Source organism: Pseudomonas sp. Irchel s3h17 (genome assembly GCF_900187505.1).
Lineage (GTDB): Bacteria > Pseudomonadota > Gammaproteobacteria > Pseudomonadales > Pseudomonadaceae > Aquipseudomonas.
In genome coordinates, this window is record NZ_FYDL01000009.1 from 223,117 (window position 1) to 241,248 (window position 18,132).

At 59.8% G+C, this 18,132-nt stretch carries 19 protein-coding genes and 1 pseudogene; 8 read left to right on the forward strand and 12 right to left on the reverse strand.

What is annotated here, in order from left to right; genetic code table 11:
• Positions 1–11: 11 nt before the first annotated feature.
• Positions 12–461 carry a YcgN family cysteine cluster protein gene (locus CKW25_RS15185; protein WP_095080267.1) on the reverse strand — a complete coding sequence of 150 codons (450 nt, stop codon included), beginning with the start codon at positions 459–461 and terminating at the stop codon, positions 12–14.
• A 280-nt stretch (positions 462–741) separates the two neighbouring features.
• Between CKW25_RS15185 and CKW25_RS15190 the strand changes: the two genes are divergently transcribed.
• Positions 742–1,335, forward strand: a complete 594-nt coding sequence (locus tag CKW25_RS15190; protein WP_095080268.1) for a nitroreductase family protein — start codon at positions 742–744, stop codon at positions 1,333–1,335.
• Positions 1,336–1,509: 174 nt separating this feature from the next.
• Here CKW25_RS15190 and CKW25_RS15195 read toward each other — a convergent pair whose 3' ends face one another.
• The 6 genes from CKW25_RS15195 to CKW25_RS15220 all read right to left on the reverse strand — a co-directional run bounded on the left by CKW25_RS15195 (position 1,510) and on the right by CKW25_RS15220 (position 8,062).
• Complete coding sequence (locus tag CKW25_RS15195) at positions 1,510–2,442, reverse strand: D-2-hydroxyacid dehydrogenase (RefSeq protein WP_095080269.1); 933 nt, start codon at positions 2,440–2,442, stop codon at positions 1,510–1,512.
• A gap of 124 nt (positions 2,443–2,566) precedes the next feature.
• Positions 2,567–2,860, reverse strand: coding sequence for a YcgL domain-containing protein (locus CKW25_RS15200; RefSeq protein WP_095080270.1), 294 nt, complete (start codon positions 2,858–2,860; stop codon positions 2,567–2,569).
• Complete coding sequence (gene rnd / locus CKW25_RS15205; RefSeq protein WP_095080272.1) at positions 2,857–3,990, reverse strand: ribonuclease D; 1,134 nt, start codon at positions 3,988–3,990, stop codon at positions 2,857–2,859. Before rnd ends, CKW25_RS15200 begins: the two co-directional genes overlap by 4 nt.
• Positions 3,991–4,108: 118 nt before the next feature.
• A complete protein-coding gene (locus CKW25_RS15210) occupies positions 4,109–4,789 on the reverse strand; it encodes a class I SAM-dependent methyltransferase (protein ID WP_095080273.1) in 681 nt (226 codons plus the stop codon).
• Positions 4,790–4,861: 72 nt separating this feature from the next.
• Positions 4,862–6,511, reverse strand: a complete 1,650-nt coding sequence (locus CKW25_RS15215) for a phosphoethanolamine transferase (protein ID WP_095080274.1) — start codon at positions 6,509–6,511, stop codon at positions 4,862–4,864.
• A 168-nt stretch (positions 6,512–6,679) separates the two neighbouring features.
• Complete coding sequence (locus CKW25_RS15220) at positions 6,680–8,062, reverse strand: glutamine synthetase family protein (RefSeq protein ID WP_095080275.1); 1,383 nt, start codon at positions 8,060–8,062, stop codon at positions 6,680–6,682.
• A gap of 606 nt (positions 8,063–8,668) precedes the next feature.
• Here CKW25_RS15220 and CKW25_RS15230 point away from each other — a divergent pair.
• The 3 genes from CKW25_RS15230 to CKW25_RS15240 all read left to right on the forward strand — a co-directional run bounded on the left by CKW25_RS15230 (position 8,669) and on the right by CKW25_RS15240 (position 11,877).
• Positions 8,669–9,883, forward strand: coding sequence for a cyanate transporter (locus tag CKW25_RS15230; protein ID WP_095080278.1), 1,215 nt, complete (start codon positions 8,669–8,671; stop codon positions 9,881–9,883).
• Entirely contained in the window at positions 9,880–10,797 is a 918-nt protein-coding gene (locus CKW25_RS15235) for a DMT family transporter (protein WP_095080279.1), read from the forward strand. Before CKW25_RS15230 ends, CKW25_RS15235 begins: the two co-directional genes overlap by 4 nt.
• Before the next feature lie 144 nt (positions 10,798–10,941).
• On the forward strand, positions 10,942–11,877 hold the full coding sequence (locus tag CKW25_RS15240) for a LysR family transcriptional regulator (protein WP_095080280.1): 936 nt from the start codon (positions 10,942–10,944) through the stop codon (positions 11,875–11,877).
• A 16-nt stretch (positions 11,878–11,893) separates the two neighbouring features.
• On the opposite strand, the gene CKW25_RS15245 is transcribed toward CKW25_RS15240, so the two are convergent.
• The 4 genes from CKW25_RS15245 to CKW25_RS27080 all read right to left on the reverse strand — a co-directional run bounded on the left by CKW25_RS15245 (position 11,894) and on the right by CKW25_RS27080 (position 14,715).
• A complete protein-coding gene (locus tag CKW25_RS15245) occupies positions 11,894–12,259 on the reverse strand; it encodes a 5-carboxymethyl-2-hydroxymuconate Delta-isomerase (protein WP_095080281.1) in 366 nt (121 codons plus the stop codon).
• 78 nt (positions 12,260–12,337) lie between these two features.
• Entirely contained in the window at positions 12,338–13,258 is a 921-nt protein-coding gene (locus CKW25_RS15250; RefSeq protein WP_095080282.1) for a LysR family transcriptional regulator, read from the reverse strand.
• A 100-nt stretch (positions 13,259–13,358) separates the two neighbouring features.
• Complete coding sequence (locus CKW25_RS15255; protein WP_095080285.1) at positions 13,359–14,540, reverse strand: pyridoxal phosphate-dependent aminotransferase; 1,182 nt, start codon at positions 14,538–14,540, stop codon at positions 13,359–13,361.
• A 49-nt stretch (positions 14,541–14,589) separates the two neighbouring features.
• Positions 14,590–14,715: a hypothetical protein gene (locus CKW25_RS27080; RefSeq protein ID WP_256577978.1), complete on the reverse strand. Its 126-nt coding sequence runs from the start codon at positions 14,713–14,715 to the stop codon at positions 14,590–14,592.
• Positions 14,716–15,163: 448 nt separating this feature from the next.
• Between CKW25_RS27080 and CKW25_RS15265 the strand changes: the two genes are divergently transcribed.
• From CKW25_RS15265 to CKW25_RS15275, 3 genes are all read left to right on the forward strand, one after another.
• Positions 15,164–15,478 carry a type II toxin-antitoxin system RelE/ParE family toxin gene (locus CKW25_RS15265; RefSeq protein ID WP_095080286.1) on the forward strand — a complete coding sequence of 105 codons (315 nt, stop codon included), beginning with the start codon at positions 15,164–15,166 and terminating at the stop codon, positions 15,476–15,478.
• Positions 15,479–15,480: 2 nt separating this feature from the next.
• Complete coding sequence (gene nadS, locus CKW25_RS15270; RefSeq protein WP_095080288.1) at positions 15,481–15,768, forward strand: NadS family protein; 288 nt, start codon at positions 15,481–15,483, stop codon at positions 15,766–15,768.
• A gap of 431 nt (positions 15,769–16,199) precedes the next feature.
• Positions 16,200–17,363, forward strand: a complete 1,164-nt coding sequence (locus CKW25_RS15275; RefSeq protein WP_095080289.1) for an RHS repeat-associated core domain-containing protein — start codon at positions 16,200–16,202, stop codon at positions 17,361–17,363.
• Between the two features lie 63 nt (positions 17,364–17,426).
• Here the strand turns inward: CKW25_RS15275 and CKW25_RS27085 are convergent.
• Positions 17,427–17,613, reverse strand: a pseudogene (locus tag CKW25_RS27085) (AAA family ATPase); the annotation flags it as partial.
• Between the two features lie 85 nt (positions 17,614–17,698).
• Between CKW25_RS27085 and CKW25_RS27090 the strand changes: the two are divergent.
• Positions 17,699–18,088 (forward strand): hypothetical protein, encoded by a 390-nt coding sequence (locus tag CKW25_RS27090; protein WP_256577979.1) that lies wholly within the window; start codon positions 17,699–17,701, stop codon positions 18,086–18,088.
• The last annotated feature ends 44 nt before the right edge of the window (positions 18,089–18,132 follow it).

An 18,132-nucleotide genomic window follows, 5' to 3' on the forward strand; every position in this document is an offset into this window, starting at 1 on the left:
ACGCGCCGGTCTCAACCTGCGCGAAAAATCAGATGATCTTCCCAATCTTCTTCCGCCACGCTGCCCTCGGCGAGCATGCGCCCGGACTGCGAGATTCGCTCATGGTGCACTGCGTCGCGATCACCACACACCAGGTGGTGCCAGAGCGGCAGGTCCTTGCCCTCGCTGACCAGACGGTAGCCGCAGGTCGGCGGCAACCACTTGAATTGATCGGCCTTGCCCGGCGTGAGCTGGATGCAGTCGGGCACCGAATCGCGACGATTCGGGTAGTCGGTGCACTGACAGGTTTTCAGGTCCAGCAGTTTGCAGGCGATACGCGTGTAGTAGACGCTGTTGTCGTCTTCATCTTCGAGTTTCTGCAGGCAGCACAGGCCACAGCCATCGCACAACGACTCCCATTCCTCCTGATCGAGTTGTTCGAGGGTTTTGCGTATCCAGAAAGGTTCGACTTTGGCGGCCATGGTTCAAGCATCTACATCAGGTGGAGAAAAGGCCGCCAGTCTAGTGCCCGCAGCCCCTTGGGCCAAGCGCTGGCGACTGCCGGTACGAGAGCACTTGTCAGTTTTCAGCCGGCGCAGTAGCTTGGCGGGTCGCTACGACCCATGCCCGGGTGCAATTAACGCGCTAGCGCGTTGCATCACGGTGAATCGCCAAGGGGCCGAAAACCTCACTGCCCCGCTCAACCGCGCGCACCGGTTCTACCCAACTGCCCATTCATAAACGTTGCCAGGAAAGTCTTTGATGAGCGCCAATCCCCGCGTTGCCGAATACGCCATTGCCCCACAGTTCACCGACCGCTGGTCACCGCGCGCCTTTACCGGCGAAACCATCCCTGAAGAAACCCTGTTGAGCTTCTTCGAAGCCGCGCGCTGGGCACCGTCGGCCTACAATTCGCAACCGTGGCGTTTTCTATACGCGCGCCGCGACACACCGAACTGGGAGCGTTACCTGGGTTTGCTGAACGAATTCAACCGCAGCTGGGCGCAACACGCCTCGGCCCTGGTGATCGTGATCTCGAAAACCACCTTCACCGCCCCGGGCGCCGAGGAAGAGACCCCAGCCCTGTGGCACACCTTCGACACGGGCTCGGCCTGGGGCCACCTGGCCCTGCAAGCCACCCTCAGTGGCTGGCACACCCACGGCATGGCCGGTTTCGACCAGGAGCTGACCCGCAAGGAGCTGAACATTCCGCAAGGCTACGCGCTGCACGCCGCCGTCGCGATCGGCAAGCTGGGTGACAAGGCCACCCTGGCCGAGTACCTGCAGGCCCGTGAAGTGCCAAGCCCGCGCGTGCCGCTGAGCGAGCTGGCGGCTGAAGGCTACTTCACCCTGTAAGTCGCGCCCGCCCCTTGTGGCGAGGGAGCTTGCTCCCGCTGGGTTGCGTAGCAACCCCAAGACTGGCCACCGCGTGTCATCAGACAAGTACAGGTGCCGGCTTGCGACCGCTTCGCCCGAGCGCGGACCGGCCGGCGGGAGCAAGCTCCCTCGCCACAGAGCAGTGCCGTGGAGCTAGTAACCCCGCGCGAAATCCACTTCCCCGCGCAGCGCTTCACCCGCCTGATACGCCCGCAGATTCTCGACGAACAACTGCACCATCATCGACGGCGACGTCGGCGCCGAACTGTGGCCGGTCAGCAAAAGCCCCCAGGCGGTCCAGAACGGATGACGCTGCGGCAGCGGCTCCTGACGGCAGACGTCGATCACCGCGCCCGCCAGATGCCCTTCTTTCAAGGCTTCCACCAGATCCGCATCGACCACCGCCACACCGCGCCCGACGTTGATGAACAAGCCAGTCGGCTTGAATTGCTTGAACAGCGCGGCGTCATAGAGGTCGTGGGTATTCGGGGTGTTGGGCAACAGGTTGACCACGTAGTCGACTTCACCCACCAGGCGCCCCAGGTCTTCCAGCCCCGCCACTTCGATGAACGGTGCCTGCTCGCGCGGGGCACTGGCGATACCGTACAGCTTGACGCCAAACGGCAACAGGAACTGCGCCACGCTCTGGCCGATGTCACCGGTCCCGACAATCAGCACCTTGCGCCCGGCCAGGCTCTGGCCCAGGCGGTCATCCCACTTGCGTTCCACCTGGCTGACCAGCCGCGCCAGCACTTCACGCTCGTGGCCGAGCATGTAGGTCAGTACGTATTCGGCCATGACCTGACCGAAAATGCCCACGGCACGGGTCAGCCGGTAGTGACGTGGCAAACCCTCCGCCAGCAGCGGCGTGATCCCGGCCCAGGTCGACTGCAGCCACTGCGGCTGGTGGCCCTGGCGCAACAGGGTCGCCAGCAGGTCCGGTTGACCGAGCCACACTGGGCAGTCGGCAGCGAGGCTGGCCAGTTCGGCAGAGTCGCCGCTGGTCAGTACCTGCAGCTCGGGAGCCGCCTCGCGCAGCAGTTGGGCATACACAGCGTGGTCGTGTTCAGCAATCAGAACGCGCATGGTTCAAACCTTCAAAAGCAGTGCACAGGGCCACCGAGGGAGTACAGCGCCCTCGGCGGCCCTTGCCAGAAAAATCAATTCCCTTGTTGCCAGAGGCCCTGGACAGAGCCTCTACAGCGGCCGGTCACATCGGATCGTTACGGCGCAGCAACTCTTCGGGCAAGTGCTCGATGTACTCGTCTTCGGCCGGTGGCATTTGCAGGTGGTAGCCCTGCGTGTCGAGGTTTTCCAAGACCAGCGTGATGTCTTCGCGCGAGAGCTTGCGCTCCGGGCTCAGTACCAGGTCAAAGGCGTGGATCGCCTTGCCGAAGGCCGCCATCAGCGCGTCCGGCACACGCTCCAGTGCATCGCTCTTGAGCACGTAGAGGTACATTTCGTTTTTCTTGGAGCTGCGGTAGATGGAACAAATACGTTTCAAGGCTGTTCTCCGGCAGTGGCCAGGCTATCGAGCAAGGCCTGGCCCATCAACTCGCGGCGCCAGCCACGCAGCGAGTCAGGCAATTGGTAAGGACCGTTCGGGAAACCGCTCTTGAGCAGCGTTTCCATGGTTTTCTTGCGCAGCATCAGTTCAGGGGCGATGTTCAACCGCTGCGCCTCTGCCTGACCGAGCGCACGCAGGCGCTTGACCAGTGCTGCGGCTTCGACCGGCAATGGCTCCGGCACGGCTGGCGGCCATTGCTCAGGCGGGACGCTGCCCGCCTGCTTGATCAGGTCCAGCAGAAACTCACCGTCCTGACGCACGGTGCGCGGGTGCATGTCTTCAATTTTAGCCAGTGCCGCGAGGTTGTCCGGCTGGGTACGGGCCAGCGGCCACAACGAATGCTCGCGCACGATACGGTTACGCGGCAGGTCGCGGGCACGGGCTTCACGCTCACGCCAGGCGCAGAGTTCGCGCAGGACCGCGAGTTGCGCGCGCGACAGTTTCCAGGCCAGCTTGGCCTCGCGGTACACCTCATACGGGTCGACTTCGCGGCGCAGGTTGGCCACCAGCTCCGCGCCATCTTCCAGTACCCAGGCGTACTTGTCGTCCGCCAGCCTGGCGCGCAAATGGACGAACACCTCGGCCAGATGCACGGCATCTTCGGCGGCATAGCTGATCTGGGTCTCCGAGAGCGGGCGTTGCAGCCAGTCCGAACGGGTTTCGCCCTTGGGCAGGTCGATGCCAAGCACCTCCGACACCAGGCGCGAGTAGCCCATGGAGAACCCCAGGTTCAGGTAGGCGGCGGCCAGCTGGGTATCGAACAGGGGCTCTGGCAGGCTGCCGGTCAAGCGCAGCAGGACTTCGAGGTCTTCGCTGCAGGCATGCACCACCTTGACCACGGCCGGGTTTTCCAGCAATGCGGCCAGAGGCTGCCAGTTGTCGATGGTCAAAGGGTCAATCAGGTAGGCACGCTCGCCATCACCGATCTGCAGCAGGCCGGCAATCGGATAAAAGGTGTCGACCCGCATGAATTCAGTGTCGAGGGCGACGAACGGCAACTGCTGCCATTGGGCGCAAAACTGACCGAGGCTATCGTTGTCGCGAATCCAGTGAATATCGATGGCCACACGGCTCTCCCTTGAAGAATGGCGCGCAGTATATATCGCCATCGGCAGTTTCCGCGCCTCCACTGATGCAAGAGCATGAGCGAAATCACTCACCGTGGCGCAAGCGCCGTTCGCCGGGTCAGTCCTGGCTGATTTTGCGCAGCACGTAAATCCGCGATGCGACAAAGCCTGCCAGCCAGTCCCGATGCATGACGATCTCGAAGCCGGCCGCCTTGAACTCGGCCTCAACCGTGCTTTTCCTGAGCCGGGGACGCGCCGGCACCAGCGAAAGCGTAGCCTGGGCCTGATCGCGTCCCGGCATGAAACAACTATCGAGGCGTACCGAAACAATCACCGTGTCGCGACTGACTCGCTGGCACTCCTGCAGGAGGGCCATGCGGTGTTCGGCGCGGTCCAGGTACTGGAACAGCGTCGAACAGACAATACAGTCCACGGCATTAGCGGACAGTCCGATATTGAACGCCGAACTCTGGAAGGTCCGGATACGCTCAAGCACGCTCGCCGGGTGGTGGGTACGGGCATGATTGAGCATGTCCTGCGACTGATCGGCCGCCAGGATCACCCGATTGGCATGCTCGCCCAGAACCGGCCAGAAGCGCCCGGCGCCACAGGCCAGATCGAGGATCAACCCCGGCTCCCCCGCCGCTTTCAGTGCGGTACGAAGCAGGTGCCCGGTGCGCCAGTGCGACAACCGCTGGCTCAACCCGGGCGGTTGCGGTGCTGCGCACGTACAGGCATGCGCCTGGCGGTAACGCCCGGCGATTTCACGCTCGAGGGAGGATGGGGGCTGCACTGACATGACGGGCGACTCTTGTTGGCTAGTGGTGCAACCCCGCCTGATGGCGGCTGTATGAAAAAAGCGGCAACCCACTCAATCCCTGGCCGATACGCCATCGATCACCGCGCCCCGGCAACCGGCGAACATATCCAGGCCGGCGTTGTAGACCCGGGTGTCGACTTCCAGCAGACCTAGCATCGAGTGGAACAGGTTGTCCTGGCTCAGGGGTTTGTCCCGGCTCAATTGCAGGCAATGGGTGTCGACCGAGAACGACTTCTGATAGCTGTCGGAGAACCAGGCAAGCATGGCGACATGCTTCTGTTGATCGGGGGCCAGCATGTACGGCGTACCGTGCAGGAACAGGTTGTACTCGCCCAGCGACTCGCCATGGTCCGACAGATAGAGCATCGCGGTATCGACCTTGTCCTGATTGCTGCGCAACAGGTCAATCAGGGTCGAGAGCACATAGTCGGTATAGACCAGCGTGTTGTCGTAACCATTAACGATACTTTCGCGGCTGCAATTGTTCAGGGCATTGCTTTCACACACAGGGGTGAAGTGTTCGTATTCCTTGGGATAGCGTTTGAAGTATTCAGGACCGTGGCTGCCCATCTGGTGCAGTACCAGCACGGTGTCCTTGTCCAGGGTGTCGATGAAATGCTGCAAGCCTTGGAGGAGGATTTCATCGCGACACTCATTGTTGGCGCACAACACCGGGGCCTTGAGATTACTGACATCGTCCACGGTGACCCGGTCGCAGGTCCCTTTGCAGCCTGACTGATTATCACGCCAGATCACGTCCAGCCCGGCATGCTTGAGCACGTCCAGCAAACCTTCTTCATTCTTCGCCTTGCTGGCGTCGTAGTCCTTGCGCCCCATGTTGGAAAACATGCAGGGCACCGAAACCGCTGTTTCCGTGCCGCACGAGTGCACATCGGTAAAGGCGATCAACCCGGCCTCATGAGCCAGTTTCGGCGTGGTATTGCGCTCATAGCCCAAGACACCGAAGTTCTCTGCGCGAGCACTTTCCCCGACCACCAGCACCGTCAAGGACTTGCGCGCATGGCGGCCCCAGGCCGGATCACGCTGGGCGTCTTCACCCAGTTTGGCGAAGGGCTGATGGGCGGACTTCACCTGCTCACGCAAGTACCCCATGGAGGCGCCAATGTAATTGCTCGGCACCAGCATCAAACGCAGTTCGTGGTGATTACGAAACAATGAAGACAGTCCCTGATAATTAACCAGTGCCACGCCGCCAATAACAGCAGCCGATGCCACACCCACTAAAACTTTACCCAATAACTCACGGTGCCAGCGACGATAACTAATCGGGGTTTGCCATAACAGCCAGGATGGCAACACACCTAACAGCAGGTTATACCCCAGCCACTTCAGCGACAGCAGGTCACGCACTTCCGTGGCATTGGTCTCGGCCAAGTTGCGCAACATGCCAGCGTCCATCAGCACACCGTACTGACTCATGAAATACGCCACACTGGCACTGACCATGAACATCAGCATCAACAGGGGTTTGAACACCGGCCGAAAGGCCAGCAGGGTCAGGACTATGTTGAACCCGCAGAGGATCATCACGCCAAATGCCACACGCATACCGATGCCCTGGGCATCGTTTGCAGTAATCTGGAACAGGTGTTGCCAGAGTACGGAGTTGAAGCCGGCCAAAAAAAACGCGCTGGCAATCAACGTCACCCATTCGGGGCGCACGGCTTTGACTTTAAACATGAGAGGTCTGTTGATTCCTGAAATAAGTGCCGCCAGGAAAGAACGAGCTATCCGTTCCTCACGACAGCACAAACTTTAAGCAGCCTCCTATCAATTTTTCGTGAAAAAGAAGCCAACAAATAGTTGGCTCATGGCTTTTTCCAAACAGTGACAGCTATTCAACCCCTCTCATGCCTGGTGCAAGTACCAGCGCCAGTCCTGCTCACCGACCTCGCCCATGAACTGACGGTACTCGGCGCGTTTCACCGCCAGGTAAACCCCAAGGAACTCACTGCCAAACGCGTCCCGCGCCCAGGCTGAACCCTCCAGCGCACGCAGGGTGGTCAGCCAGTCCGTGGGCAGCAACTCCTTGGCCTGGGCATAACCATTGCCTTCGACCGGTGCGCCAGGGTCGCGCTGCTCGCGAATGCCGCGATGGATGCCGGCCAGAATGGCGGCCGCGGCCAGATAGGGGTTGGCGTCCGCGCCACAGATGCGGTGTTCGATATGCCGGGAGAATGCCGGCCCACCCGGTACTCGCAGGCTCACGGTACGGTTGTCCACCCCCCAGGTAGCGGCCAGCGGTGCATAACTGTTGGTCTGGAAGCGCCGATAGGAGTTGGCATTGGGGCAGAACATCAGCAGGGTGTCGAGCAAGGTGCTGAGCATGCCACCCACCGCCTGCTTGAGCAGCGGTGTACCGTCCGGCGCGTCGCTGGCGAACAGGTTGTTGCCGTCCTTGTCGGCAATGCTGACGTGCATGTGCATGCCGGTACCGGCCAGGTCGTCAAAGGGCTTGGCCATGAAGCACGCAGCCATGCCGTGCTTGTGCGCCACGCCTTTGACCAGGCGCTTGTAGCGCACCGCCTCGTCCATGGCTTGCAAGGCATCGTCACGGTGCTCAAGGGTGATTTCCACCTGCCCCGGGGCGTACTCGGAAATCGCCGTGCGCGCCGGAATGCCCTGGAGCTTGCAGGCCGCATAGAGATCGGCGAGGAAGGGTTCGATCTGCTCCAGTTCGCGCAAACCGTAGACCTGGGTCGAGCGCGGCCGTCCACCGTCGACGTCCCGCGCCGGTTGCGGGCGACCGTGGCTATCACGCTGCTGGTCGAGCAGGTAGAACTCCAGCTCCGCCGCCATCACCGGGTAATAGCCGTCGGCCTTGAGCCCATCGATCACCTTGCTCAACAAATGCCGAGGGTCGGCCACGGTGGCCGGCATCCCCTCCTGCGGGTGCATGCTGACCTGCACCGCCGCGGTCGGAATCTGTCGCCATGGCATGCGCTGCAGGCTACCGCTGAGCGGATAGGCGCGGCAGTCGATGTCGCCGACTTCCCAGACCAGCCCGGAGTTTTCCACGTCCTCGCCATTGATGGTCAGCCCGAGAATAGTGCTCGGCAACGGCCGACCACTGTCGTAGACCGCCAACAACTCATCGCGGTGCAACAACTTGCCCCGTGGCACGCCGTTGTTGTCGAGGATGAACAACTCGAACATCTCGATATCCGGGTTGTGTTCAAGAAAGGTCCGGGCTTCTTGCAGGCTGGCAAAGGGGGTCGTGGCTGAACTCATGAGGGCTCTCGTATTTCCGCGTCAGGCAAGCGCAGGGACGCTGCCGAGTGTATCCATCGCCATAGGCGTGAATCTGTCTGAAAAATCAGCGGGGTATGCGCGAATCCGGTGGGCGCGCATGGCGACAGTGCCACAGCGCCCAAAAGGCCAGTTCAGAGGGAAGTGCAGGTAGATTCAGTGCGGTGGCGGACATCAGTCGACACGAATGCTGTCGGCCTGACGCAGGAGCGCCGGGCGAAGCCTCGGGGTGGGTGTCGACTGAGCAACCGTCCATGACATAAACCGCGGAACACAGAGGCTGAGCAGCGTCACACGGGGCGATAAGTCATTAAATCCAGACTTGAAGAACCTTGGTTGCAGTTCGGCTAAACATTCGCTGGGGCACGAGTGCAAGGCCAACGGTCGCAGGCCTGCGCCAGTTAAAAACCGGTACCCATGTGCTTGAACTGATGGGCTACCTCTGTGGATGAGCCCTACCGATCGGTGTACATCTGCAATGAATGCGCTCGACCGATATTTAATTTCTAGATCCACCCTGGGACTTTCTGATTTGCCGGCACCGACACCCCACCGCCTAATACCGGCCTTGCTCTTCAAGGTCTGGTCATGGAAAACGTCCGCACTCCCCCTCGTACTACCCCTCGCACCGCCCTCTGGCTAATGATCGCGGTGATTTTCGTCGCACTGAACCTGCGCCCGTCAATGGCCGCCGTCGGCCCGCTACTGTCAGGCATTCGCAGTGATATCCCGCTGAGTTTCAGCCTCGCCTCGCTCCTGACCATGCTGCCAGTGATGGCTATGGGGCTGGCGATGCTCTTCGGCATGAACATCAGTCAACGCTTCGGCGAACATCGCACCGTGGTGCTGTCACTGCTGATCATCGGCCTGGCCACCGCCTCGCGCCTGTTCCTCGACTCTGCAGCCGAACTGGTCCTCAGCGCAGTGCTCGCCGGTGTCGGCATTGCGCTGATCCAGGTGCTGATGCCGGCCCTGATCAAATCCCGCTTCAGCGATAACGTCTCGCTGTTCATGGGGCTTTACGTCACCTCGATCATGGGCGGTGCAGCGATCGCTGCGTCGTTTGCCCCCCTGGTGATGACCCGCACCGGCAGTTGGCGCATGGGCCTGGCGATCTGGGCGGCGTTGGCGCTGTTGGCATTACTGTTCTGGTGCGCACAACGCTCGGCAATCAGCACCCGGACCGTCAGCCTCCCGCGCCAGGCATCGTTCGTCGGCAATTCCCGCGCCTGGCTGCTGGCGATCTTCTTTGGTCTGGGTACGGCGTCCTACACCTGCGTACTGGCTTGGCTGGCGCCGTACTACGTCGAGAAAGGCTGGAGCGAACACAGTGCCGGCCTGTTGCTGGGATTCTTGACGGCGATGGAAGTACTGTCCGGCCTGTTGGCCCCTGCCCTGGCCAATCGCAGCCGCGATAAACGCCTGGTGCTGGTGGTGTTGCTGGGGTTGATCACAGCCGGTTTCTGCGGCCTGGTCCTCAGCCCGCAGCACCTGAGCCTGCTGTGGCCATGCCTGTTGGGGCTGGGCATCGGCGGCCTGTTCCCCATGAGCCTGATCGTGTCCCTCGATCACCTGGACAACCCGCAGCGTGCCGGTGGTCTGACCGCCTTCGTGCAAGGCATCGGCTACCTGATCGCCGGGGTCTCGCCCCTGCTTGCCGGGGTGATCCGCGACCAACTGGGCAGTTTCGAATGGGCCTGGTGGTCCCTGGCCGCCGTGATGGTGCTGATGATGCTGATGGTGCTGCGCTTTGATCCACGGCACTACGCCCACCACATGGATGGATCGGGAGCCGGCCAATGAACCCCACCAGTTTTGCCTCCGCCAACGTTGGCATGTTGCTCTGGGCGGTATTGATTGCCGTGTCGTTTTTCGCCGCGGCGCAAGTCAGCCACGCCATCGACCCGATCCTGCTGACCGCATTGCGCCTGCTGTTTTCGGCGCTGGCGTTTTTACCGATGCTGCTGCTCGGCAGCCGCACCACTGTCACTGGCAAGGGACTGCTCAGCCATGCCTGGCTCGGCTTGTTGCTGGCGGTCTACTTCGGCTCGTTGTTTGAAGCCTTGCGCTACACCTCGGCCGCCAACACCGGCACCCTGTTCACCTTGGTGCCATTGATGACCCTGGTGTTCGAAGCCTTCCTGAACCCGGGCAATCGCATCAGAAACCGCTTGCTGCCGATGCTGATTGCAGCGGCCGGTGCCTTGTTGCTGATCCTCAGGGGCGCTGGCCCCGGCGAGTGGCCCTCGCTGTACGCAGTATCGGTCTATGCCGTCGGCTGCCTGGCGATGGCGCTGTACTCTCCCCTCAGTCAGCGCTTGAAAGCCAACAGCCTGAAAGACTGCGGCCCGGTGGCCATGACATTCTGGAACATGCTCTTTGGTTCGCTGTTTCTGTTCGCGCTTTGCCTGCTCAGTGGCGGCTGGCGAACCGGGTCGTTGTTGTCGGCCGGCGATCTGCTGTGGCTGGTCTACCTGGCCTTGTTCGCCACGCTGGCGACCTTCTGGTTGCTGCACCGGGCAATCGGGGTGATTGCAGCGTCCACAGTGATTTCCTACATCTACCTCAGCACGCTATTGCTGACCGCGTTCCACTGGTTCTGGCTCGGGCAACCACCCCTGCTGCCGGAAATCCTCGGGGTCCTGCTGGTGGCCATCGGCATGTTGGCGCTGGTGCTGTCCAGTCGCCGTGCAGTCCCGGCTACCGTCGGACTGTGACGGACGTCGTGTTGTTTACAGTTTCTGTCCCACACCTATCAGTGAATCGTCCTACAAACCATTCTCCTGGGACCATCGTTCCGTTAGCATCGCTCGCACACGTTTGCGCAGGTCCTGCGCAACGAGCAGAACGAGACGGTACGGATGCTCAATAGTAACTCGCTTAGAAAGCTCGACATGCAGGACCTGATGGTGTTCATCGCCGTGTATGAACAGCGCAATGTCACCGGGGTGTCTGACTCACTCTGTGTCAGCCAGTCCACGGTGAGTTATTGCCTGAAGAAACTGCGCACCAGTTTCGAGGATGAATTGTTCATCAACACCCGCACCGGCATGCAGGCGACCTACAAGGCCAGCAGCATGTACCCCCATGTGCTGAAGATCCTCGAAAGCATCAACCTGTGCCATGCCGGGGTCCAGGCCTTCGACCCGACTCGTCAGGCCGTGACCTTCAACATCTGTGCGCCGGAGTATTTCGAGCAGTTGATCCTGCCGCGCCTGTTGAAGGCGTTCGATGACGCCGACCTGCCGGTCACCATCAACGTGCAGAAACTGGAGACCGACATCCCGGCCGAGGACCTGCGCGATGGCTCCATCGACCTGGTGGTGTGCTTCGGCCCCCACTTCCATCGCGCCCACGGCGACTTCAGGTCACAGGTGCTGCTCGAGGACGATCTGGTGTGCGTGCTCGACCAAGCGGCCGCCCCACTGGAGCCGCGCTTGAGCCTGAAAGCCTTCGCCGAACGCCGCCATGTGTTCCCCACCCCCTGGACGTCCGCCACCAACATGGTCGACGGCTGGCTCGCGCAACAGGCACACAAGCGCCAGATCGTCGCCCGCGCCAACAGCTACAGCGCGGCACTCCAGTTGATCCGCGGCACCGACCTGGTGCTGACCCTGCCGCGACGCATCCAGCAAGCGCTGGTCGACCGGTCGTTGTACAGCCCTTGCGAGGCCCCCAACGGCCTGCCCGGCTTCACCCTCGACATGCAGTGGAACCAGGCCAGCGAGCTGGACAGCGCCAACACCTGGCTACGCGAGCAAGTCATCCAGGCCTGTACCGGGCAAGACCTGTCCTGACAGCGCGTACCGGGTATCAATGACCGATGGCGGTCTTGGTATAGGCGTCGCGGTCGATGTCCAGAATCTCGACACACAGTTGCACATCGACTTCGGCCGGCCATGCACACAGTTCCTGCAGCACCGCCAACAGGCTCTCGGACAATTGCTTCTTGATCGCCGGCGAGCGGCCACTCAACATCGCCAGTTGCACATGGACAAAGCCGCGCTCGCCCAGCCCGGTACCGACCCGGAACCGACTCACCTGTACCGCACGGCTCTTGATGTCGAACTCGGCGGAAAACTGGCCGGAGGCGACCAACGCATGGTTCAAGCGCAGCAACGCCACGTCGGCATTGAGTTCAGGCAGGTTGGCGGTGTATTCCATGTGCAGGTGAGGCATTGTGAAGCTCCTTGGGGTCTTGCTGAAAGGTCCTACATATATCACGGCGCATCCCTGCCACTGCATACGACACAGGTCCTATGGCTCTGGTACGCCATGTTCGCTCATGAAGGTTTCGAGTCGGGAACGCAGCCAGCGTTCGGCAGGGTCGGTGTCGACGTGACTGAGCCAGACCATGGACAGGTCCAGGGTCGGCGTCTTGAACGGGAACGGTTCCTTGAACAACTGGCCCGACGCGGCCATCGCGGTCGCCGCGTAGTCCGGCAGGCTGGCGATCATGTCGGTGCCGGCGAGCAAGGCCGGTAACGAACTGTATTGCGGCACCGACAACACCACCTGGCGTGTACGACCGATCTCGGCCAGCCACTCATCGGCAAAGCCACTGACATTGGCCGTGTGTGAAACCAGTACGTGGGGGCGCGCGCAATATTCATCGAGGGTCAGTGGCGTATCGCTGGCATCGGCGCGCAACACGCAGGGCTGGATATGCCGCAGCAATTTACGCTTGGCGTTGGCCGGCAAGCCGCGCGTCTGGCTGATGCCGACGGTGATGTCGCCGCACGCCAGCAAATCGGGGATGCGCCAATAGTCGACATGCTGAACCACAAACACCACCTGCGGCGCCTCCTGGCGCAAGGCGCGCAACAGCGGTGGCAGCAAGCCGAATTCAACGTCATCGGACAGACCGATGCGAAAGGTCATGGTGCTGGTGGCAGGATCAAACTCGCGGGTCAGGCTCAGCGCCGAAGACAAGGCGTCCAGCGCCGGCGAAAGGTGCTGGATCAGCTCTTCGGCCCGTGCGGTGGGTTCCATGCGGTGACCGACCCGGATGAACAGCGGGTCGTTGAGCATCACGCGTAAACGGTTGAGCGCCGAACTGATGGTCGGCTGGCCGAGAAACAGTTTTTCCGCGGCCCGCGTCACGTTGCGTTCAAGCATCAGCGTTTCAAACACCACCATCAGGTTGATGTCGGCCTTGCGCAGTTCATTGCGATTCATCTACCGCCCCCGGTCTTCAAGACTGGCGACAGTTTATGAAGCGCCAGGGAGCGCCGTCTATCAACATCGCGGATTGATTGAGCCGGCGTGGCCACCGTCCTCAGTTGCGCGCCTGAAGCCGCTTGATGAAACCGGCGATGCGACCACAGGCATCGCTCAGCGCGGCATCGGACACGGTGAAGGAGATGCGCACAAAACCTGCGGTGCTCGCGCCGAACGCACTGGCATCGAGTACCGCCACCCCGGTTTCACGGAACAGTTGCCAGGCGAAATCGGTACTCGACAGGCCGCTGTCGCGCACATCGACCAACATGAACATGCCGGCCTCGGGCACCTTGCACTTGAGCAGCGGCACATCGCGCAGCCCTTCGACCACCAGGTCGCGGCGACGGCGATACAGTACCCGCCCCTCGCCGACCACCTGCTCATCCAGTTCCAGCGCCTTGAGCGCGGCCGCCTGGATAAAGCCCGGCAAGCCATAGAGCATGCACAGCATCAGGTTATCCAGATGGCCGATCAGCTCGAGCGGTGCGACCACCCAGCCCACCCGCCAACCGGTCATGGCATGGGATTTGGACAGGCTGTTGAGCACGATGGTGCGCTCGGCCATGCCTTCGAACGACGCCACGCTCAGGTGCGGACGGTCATAGGTCAATTGCCCGTAGACCTCGTCACTGATCACCCACAGGTTGTGGCGCTGGGCGACCAGCGCCACGGCTTCCAGTTCTTCACGCGTATAGACGTTGCCGGTCGGGTTGTTCGGCGTGGCCAGGGCAATGCCGCGCGTCTTGTCGGTCACCAGCGCTTCGAGCGCGACCAGGGTCAGGCGAAAATCTTTTTCCGCGGGCTGGGCAATCGGCACCAACCGCGCACCCGAGGCCTGAATGCTCGCGGCGTAGGTCAGGTACATCGGCGCTGGCACCAGCACCTCATCACCGTGCTCGAACAGGCACATCGCGGTGGCGTACAACCCGTTTTGCGCCCCGGCCACCAGGGCCACGTTGTCGGCCGACACCGGCTGTCCCAGCAGGGCCGATTGCTTGGCGGCAATCGCTGCACGCAATACCGGGCGCCCGATCACGTGGGTGTAATGGGTGTCCCCTTGCATCAGGGCCTCGACCGCCGCTGCGCAAATGTCATCGGCGGTGGCGAAGTCCGGGTCGCCGATGCTCAGCACGATCGCATCTTCACCCCGCTCCTGTGCCTCACACGCCGCGTAATGAATGTCCCAGGCCGTGACGGTTTCACCGCTGATGCGCTTGACCATCGATGAGTACTTCATCTGAAACTCCTTATCAGCCCGCAGGCCAACGTTTCCATACACCTTGAAATCAGGCCTGTCGTTGGGGCATTTTGCCGATGCAGGCAAAACCCTGTTCAATCACGATCACCAGAATGATGTAGATGACGGCCACCACCCGCAGTGGCTCATGGGCCCGCAATGTGTGGGTTCGCACCAGGTTCGCCGCGCCCGGCGGGACGGTGACGGCCAGGGCCGCATGCCATAGGCTCGCGCCGCTTCCACTTCGCCGCGTGGAATCGCACGCAGGCTACCGCGCAAGACTTCGCCCACCTAAGCCGAAACGCTCTGGGTCAGGGCGAACGCAACGTACCAGAAACCTCCACGCAAGCATGGCCAGGACAGGCGGCCGCGAATCAGCGGGAGTATCGCGAACAGACTGCCCACGCCGAAGTAAAGCACGTAGATCTGCACCGGCAAGGATGTGCCACGCAGGTGGTGTGCTGTTCAGTGGGTGGGGGGGGATGGTGTTTTGGCGTGATCGCATGTTTACCGCCCGCCTGTTGATCGAACGCTACTCAAAACGCTGTTACAACCGAGCAGATGAAAGTCCACTCAGGCCGGATTATCATTGCTGAAAAGTAAGCCATTGGCGTACATTAGCGATGATATTCATTGAGAGCCCGATCTTCACCCGTCGAGCCAAAGAGCTGATGGATGACGCCGCCTACATCACATTGCAGAAAATATTGGTGCTCAACCCGTCAGCCGGCGACGTAATCGAAGGTACAGGCGGGATTCGCAAAATTCGGGTCGCCGCCAAAGGTCATGGCAAACGAGGTGGAGCCCGCGTCATTTACTACCACTTCGTCTCGGCGTCGCAGATCGCACTATTGATGATCTACCCCAAAAATGAACAGCAAGACCTGACCGCCGACGAACGAAAAGCGTTGAAGGCGGTCATCGAATACTGGAGATAATCATGAGCAAATTTTTTGATGAGCTGATGGAAAGCGTGCAACAGATGGATGAAATCGTACGAGGGGAGCGTCGGCCTTCCCGCGAGTTCCATGTTGACGCACTGCAAGTCAAAGCAATACGCAAGGCAACCGGTCTGACCCAGGCCAGGTTCGCGGCGCTGATTGACGTACAACTCGGCACGCTGCGCAACTGGGAGCAAGGTCGCCGTGAGCCGACAGGGCCGGCTAAAGCACTGCTCAAGGCCATTCATAATGACCCTGTGCATGTCTTGAATGCGTTGGCGGGTTGAACGGTGCTGCACAGATAAACGGCCCTGTCCCGGATGTTGACCGTTAGCTGGACGTCATACGCCGACGCGCCGAACCTTCCTCTGGAAAGCCCCCGCAACTCCCATCTTCACAGCCAATAAACACCCAAAAAGTAAGTCTGTCCCCTTTTCACCCTTTTCACCGCCCCCTTTTCACAATCAACGCTACTTCCGCTGTTTCAGGCTCGGAGTCATTGCGACTGAAGCAGCCGCAGTGCTCACATTAACTACGACTGTGCTTGCATTCAGCGCCGTCTGCTTGCATTCCATTTCCGCGCGTTCACATTGTTTGCAACTGACGGGCCGTCCATAAAACGTTGGCTTTCTAGAAAGACTAATAGTTCTGCTAGTTCTCAACCGGCGCAAGTCGGTCAATACTGAATCTACACATTGGATCTGCGGAGTAGCTTCTTATGCCACCGTCACGTAAAGCCCTACTCTGCGAATATCGCTATGATCCTCTCGACCGACTGATTGGCCACACACAGCCAAACACCCCCGAGCACCAGCGTTTCTACTGCACAAGCCGCTTAGCTACCGAGGTTCAGGGTGCAGTGCGGCACTCCATCATGCAGCATGGCAATTTGCTGGTGGCGCAGCAGCGCCGTCAGGAAGATGAGTCTGGCGTCACGTTACTAGTCACTGATCAACAGCGTTCGGTACTGCACACTCTGACTCCTACCACGCGACAACCCATCACCTATTCCCCCTACGGTTGCTGCGGCACTGAAAGTGGATTGACCAGTCTGCTAGGCTTTAACGGCGAACGGCCTGACTCTGTGACCGGACATTATTTATTGGGGCTTGGTTATCGAGCATTTAATCCAGTATTGATGCGCTTTAATAGTCCTGACCGCTGGAGTCCTTTTGGAAAAGGCGGATTGAATTCGTATGTATACTGTTTGGCCGACCCTATCAACCTAATTGACCCGAATGGTCATAATCCATTCAAGAAAATACTTAGATCTTTTAAAAAACCCAAAAAACCCAACAAGGTAAGCGCAATACAAAAGACACACAACTTCGATAGTAGCTATCATGGAAGAAGGCACTCTTCACCTTCACTTACCCCTTTATCACCGTCAGATGAGCAACTATCAAATTGGGACTTAATTGGGTTTCACGGAACCAGTGACAAGTATAGCGACAGCCTAACGGCAGGGCTTGATCCAAAATACATGGGGAAGAGCACCAACATGCTACTCGGTGAAGGCTTTTACTTCGGAACCCGTGATATTGCCGAGATGTTTTCCTATTCAGTGGCAGATCCATATGGCCCGATGAGCTTCGGGCGCCCCAAGATCTTTGGTGTTTATACCGAAAACTTTAGCAAACTGAATGCAGGTGAGGATTATTTATTCTCAAGAAGCATCGACATTTCCACAAGCGATGGCGCGATGAATTATAGAGAAATAGTTGCAAAAGAACATATTTATAAAGCACTGGTGATAAGAAACGCTGCCCCTGAAAGAAAAATCACACGCCCTAGATCTTATGAGACACCTTTAACATCCAAGGCTGCTGTAAACGTCGAAAAAATACGTAGCAGGTTTTTCAAAAAAAATTTCAAGCACTGAGGTACCGCTTCCTTACCGAAAAAGAAAACTATACGAATTGGAAGGGCGATTTTCACCCTCCCCGGTGATGATCGTTTCAGCATCAACTCCCCCCTCGGTGCAGCCCCCCCCGCAACTAGCGAATGTATTCGCGCTGACTACCGGTGATGCCGTCGAGGGAAAATATGTCGGTGCGATATCCGATTTCTTCCATTGTCGGACGACGCAGGTCATTGCGCAGTTTGGGATACCCAGCCAACACTACTGAGAGGTATGCGATCCACCGAGTACACATTCAACCCAACCAGTTGAAGCCTAATGCTGTGTTCCCGATCTTTTTTCAGGAGCCCGCCACCATGATGCGCCCCGACACCAAAGTTGAAAAAGTCTACCTGCATCCCAAGCCTATCGACTTTCGGAAGTCCATCGACGACCTCTCCGCTTTGGTCGAACTGGATATCAACAAAAACGGGGAGGGATTTATTTTCAACGCCCGTATTTATCCAACTCGCACCGCTCTAACTCCCACATACTCGATAATGCCTTCTGAAGACTCGAAGTCGCAGCACTGGGTCACGGAAGGCAATCCCTACGCATCTCTCAGAATCCTCCTCCACTTCAATCCCTTGCACCACCTTCACCACGCGGCTTATAGTCCGCCCGTCGCCCATATGGCGACCGGGTTTGGCGACCCGTTGTGGTATGCAGAAGCGTTTGCTTGGTTGCAGGCGTTTTTGCATCTGTAGAGTTGTCGTTATGGCAGCTGTGCACGGGAGACCTTCGGGTCTGC